The following is a 4,547-nucleotide window of genomic DNA, read 5'->3' on the forward strand; positions in this document are numbered from 1 at the left end:
AGATTTATAACAATCCTTTCTCTGTGAAAATCGCAAGTTTTTCCCACCTTTTCTCAATACTGAAACAACATCTTTCCAGAACTTCAATAATTTCTTTTTGTGTTAAATCATTATTTAACTAAATCTTTGGAGGCAATACGTTTTCAAAGCTACTTTTTACCATAGATTTTGAGCTTTCAACACATATTACTAAGCCAAAAATGCTCTAAATTTTTGAAATTCTAACAAATTCCACTCAACTTTATCATCATATTTGACTTTCACAATATCTTTCTCAAAATAACATGGAATAAAGATAGTTTTCTTTTGAAACGGGTTCAGAAGTAACCGTATCAAGTGCTAATAATGCTTGAGTTAATTTACAAGAACCTACTCCAGTGAAATGATCCTATCACATTGCCGTGCTTGCTCCATGTTATGCGTAACAATCAAAATTGTTTTACCAAATTGATCTCTCAAAGTTCGAATCAAATCGAATGCTTTTTGAGACATTTCAGGATCTAACGATCCGGTTGGTTCATCTGCTAGGACAATATCTCCGGGCTTTAAAATAGCTCTCACAATCGCAATTCTCTGCTGTTCACCTCCCGATAATTCATTGACTTTACTATTTAACCGATTTTGTAGACCAACAAATTCTAGCGTTTCCTTGATTCTCTGCTCTTTCTCCTGTCTAGAGAAATTCGAAAAAGTCATGGCAAGCATCAGGTTATCTTTCACACTAGATGTAGAAATGAGTGCATTGGATTGAAAAAGATAGTTGATGACATTCCTTCGATAATGAACTGCTGATTGCGAATTTACCTTAGGCAAAACTTTTCCGTTGATTAGGATTTTACCACTGTCAACAGTATCCAATAGTCCAATCATATTGAGGATAGTCGATTTTCCAGAACCAGAAGGTCCTACTAAAGCTACAAATTCATTTTCCTCAATATCAAAGCTTAAGTCTTTGAAAATTTCTCTTGAACCAAATTGTTTTGATACATTTTGTACTGAAATTCTAGACATGAGATTACTCCTTAAATGATTGTATGATACTCTCTCCTTCTTTACGGAACAAACTGAAGTAAAGAAGCATTATCTGAAAAGCAAATGTAGCTAGTGTCATGACTATTCCCAACTTAGAACCCACCAAGATAGAAACGATTAGTTCCATCACAGAAAAACTAATAATGAGAGAAACCACACCAATATATCTTTTCCATGGTGAGAATCCCATAAAGTATTGAACATACAATTTTTCTTCAAATAACAAGCGGTACATTAAGACAAAACTCCAGAAAATAGCCATCATCGTAATGATGATAATCGCTATAATCGTGCCGAAAAGATAAAATGTATAACTCAGATCTTTTTGAAGACCATTGATAAAGTTCTTGACAGTTGTAAAACTCAACCGATTATCCGTTAAATCTGGAAATTCTGTTTCTAAAACGGACACTACCTGTTCCATTGTTTCCCTATCACGAATCTTCAAAAGACCATTATAGCCGCTGACAACTAAGTTTGCCGACTCCATGAAATATAGATTCTCTGGTGTTGAGACAAAAATAACTGGATTCTCACTAGTTGTACCATAAGAAATGGAATCTGACCAAGTAAATATTGGTCGAGACGGTTGGTAAACCTTGAACATAAATTTCGGATTTTCTGTGAAATTAGTTTGTAAATCTCCCGGTTTTACAGTGACACTTTCCTGTAAATAAGCCTTCATCGCCTCAAGTTCTTCTGTATTGAGCGTGTTAGGTAGAAGATAAAGTCGAGTACCATTCCTCATCTCTAGCAACTCCTCATCACTTAGGGGAATACCTAACTCTTGCAGGTAATTATAGGAGAATTTCAAATACCAAAATGGTTTTTTAGGGACATGTTGGTATGTCCCATAGACTGCATCAAGGTACTCCTGATTAAGAAATTTTCCTTGGGCAATATAGACACCTGGAAGCTCAGATATACGCTGGTAAAAGTTATACATACTACGCTCAAGGGAATTTGTAGTTCCTGCATATGTACCTACATCATCTCCCTCAACAAAGCTGGAGATAACGTACATATCTTCAACATTTTTCCACTCCCTAGATACTTTCATATTATCAATAAACTGATTCGTTGGAGCATCTAAAGAGTAACTGACTGCGATTAACAAACCAGCTACCAAGGTATAGAATAACAAGCAGGTTACCATTAAAGGCTTCATTGGTAATCGTTTATGAATTGCGGCTAATGGAGAAACCGAATAAACAATAATCGTTGGAATAATGAATATCAATAGTAGCAACAAGACTGAGAGGCTGACTCCAGCAAAAACTAGAATAAACGATGATAAACCAAAACTAGACCAGCCTGACAACAACCAACTACATAAAGAGATAATTGGAATAATGTAGATTGAAAATAGTAGAGAATTTTTGAAAAAAGCAGACCATAATTCTTTTCTATCCCATCCTAAAAGAATCAATGTTCCGAAATGTTTAAAGGATTGAAGAACACAGATTAAGAATAGAATCAGTAAAATGAAGGCATTTACTAAGATGCTGATAGCAAGTATTATTCCCCAAATTCCCTGATCAGTACTACTTCCAAAACTTTCTTTTGTCAAATCCTCAACAGAAATACCTGACATCTTTGAAAGATGCAACAGAAAGTTATCTCTTGAGACAGCATCGTGGAGACCATTGATATGGTATATCCCATTGATCGTATTAGTGTTTTGAAAAGTATAATCTAATCGTTCAATGACTACAGGTGTGCTAAATAATAAATCTGGAAGCTCGTAAAGCATATTATTTGAGCCTTTGTCAAGTCCAATAGTCATACTATTATCACTATGAGATAATAAATCTGCAAATTGTTGTTGTGAGACTACTATTTTACCCGTACTTTCAAAATCTGAAAAACCAGCAGAGCTGCCAAGGATGTCTATATAAATCCTATTTAGACCTTCTCCTGTATCACTACTTTCAGAACGTTTTGTCCATATGGACAAGTCACTCTGTTCTAAAAAATAATTAAATACATCTTGTGATTGCTCTTCTGTTAACTTCTGAAGATAAACTGTTACAGTTTCGGAATGATGATTATAACTCTGCCATGACTGTTGATACTGTAAACCTGCTAAAAAAATTGCCACCAGAGCAAGTAAGACACTCTGGATGGCAATCAAAAACAGGATTAAGTATTTCATTTTACCTAATAACATGTTTTTGTATGTCATAGGTACTTACCTACAATTCCAGTAACATTCAGCTGTAGCAGTTCCGATGAATTTAGAAACACGTGCTTCTACTCCAGGTGATTGCCAGCCTGAGAATGCCCCGTTAGCAGTTGCTGAGTGTTCGTAAACACTAGACTGAACATTTGAATAGCTCCAAAGGCCAGCAGTACGACCATAATCCCAATAAACTGCAGTACCTTTATACCAAACTGTTGCAGCTGAAACAATCGAACCACCTGCACCAGCTAAAGTCAGTGCAAGTAAAGATGTTGTAATTATTTTTTTTATGCTTTTCTTCATCGTAAAGCCCTCATTTCTTTCACTTAAAATCTAACAATAACAATGACTGCATTTAGAAATATCAACAAATCATACCCTAGTACATCGGAATCCCTTCTTTCTAATTAAAAATTAGATAAAACAGAAATACTATATAGTTAATAGTATTTTCATCATTTAATCAACTAATCAGCCTTCCCAACATCAAGACCATTGGACTTCTTTTGCGATTGCACTCGAATCTCCAATTGTTTATTCTTCTGAATAAACTGTTGGTAAGGAATTGTATTACTAAACATAAAAACACCTAGCAATGCAAATGTAACTAATTTTTTAATTCCACGTTTTTTTCTCATGCAATGAAACCCCTTTCTTTTTTATTCTAACAGATATATTTTATTTAGTCAAGTATTTTTATGTAATTTTTAACTTTTTTTTTTGTTTATTACCATAAAGAATTATTTATTCCTTTAACTTGCTATTTTGAACTAAAAATTTTATAATGAAATTAAGCAAATAGGAAGGATTATTATCTTTAATGAATACACTCGCAGAAAAATTCAGATTGAAAAGAAAAGAGTTGAGACTCTCCCAACAAACTCTTGCAGAAGGAATTTGTGAACAAAGCCAGATTAGTAAAATTGAGAGAGGGCATTTCATTCCCTCCGCAGACCTTTTGTTCAAACTCTCCCAACGACTCGAAGTACCATTAGATTATTTTTTTAATGAACAAATTGAAATTAAATCTAACCTCTCTAATTTCAAGCAATTATCTGCTCGACTATTAGATGACAGAAATTATGACAATTTGGAATATATTTATAGAATAGAGATTGAACGAAGTACTTTTCTAACACTAGAAGACCGAACTTACCTTGAATGGATTAAAGCTATTATTGACTTCTATCAATATGACAGTAAGTGTGAGGCAATTTCTTCATTGGAAAATATATTATTAAAAGTCTCTTCAAATACTCTGATTTATTTAAAGGCGTTGAATACTCTATCTAATTTCTATTCCTTAGTGGGTCTTGAACAAGAATATGAGGCA

Annotated in this window: 5 protein-coding genes; 1 reads left to right on the top strand and 4 read right to left on the bottom strand. The window is 33.9% G+C overall.

From position 1 onward, the window contains the following. Positions 1-369: 369 nt before the first annotated feature. The 4 genes from HT736_RS08810 to HT736_RS11980 form a co-directional block, all read right to left on the bottom strand. Complete coding sequence (locus HT736_RS08810) at positions 370-1,011, bottom strand: ATP-binding cassette domain-containing protein (RefSeq protein WP_000087002.1); 642 nt, start codon at positions 1,009-1,011, stop codon at positions 370-372. A 4-nt stretch (positions 1,012-1,015) separates the two neighbouring features. Then, positions 1,016-3,217 carry an ABC transporter permease gene (locus HT736_RS08815; protein ID WP_000221426.1) on the bottom strand — a complete coding sequence of 734 codons (2,202 nt, stop codon included), beginning with the start codon at positions 3,215-3,217 and terminating at the stop codon, positions 1,016-1,018. Positions 3,218-3,223: 6 nt separating this feature from the next. Continuing rightward, on the bottom strand, positions 3,224-3,517 hold the full coding sequence (locus tag HT736_RS08820; protein WP_000748217.1) for a hypothetical protein: 294 nt from the start codon (positions 3,515-3,517) through the stop codon (positions 3,224-3,226). A 164-nt stretch (positions 3,518-3,681) separates the two neighbouring features. After that, on the bottom strand, positions 3,682-3,852 hold the full coding sequence (locus HT736_RS11980) for a PhrA family quorum-sensing system peptide (protein ID WP_001227862.1): 171 nt from the start codon (positions 3,850-3,852) through the stop codon (positions 3,682-3,684). Between the two features lie 182 nt (positions 3,853-4,034). Here HT736_RS11980 and HT736_RS08825 point away from each other — a divergent pair. After that, the coding region (locus HT736_RS08825) for a helix-turn-helix transcriptional regulator (RefSeq protein WP_172930963.1) at positions 4,035-4,547 on the top strand (513 nt) is incomplete at its 3' end.

The sequence above is a fragment of the Streptococcus sp. 339 genome (assembly GCF_013277285.1).
GTDB classification, from domain to species: domain Bacteria; phylum Bacillota; class Bacilli; order Lactobacillales; family Streptococcaceae; genus Streptococcus; species Streptococcus pseudopneumoniae.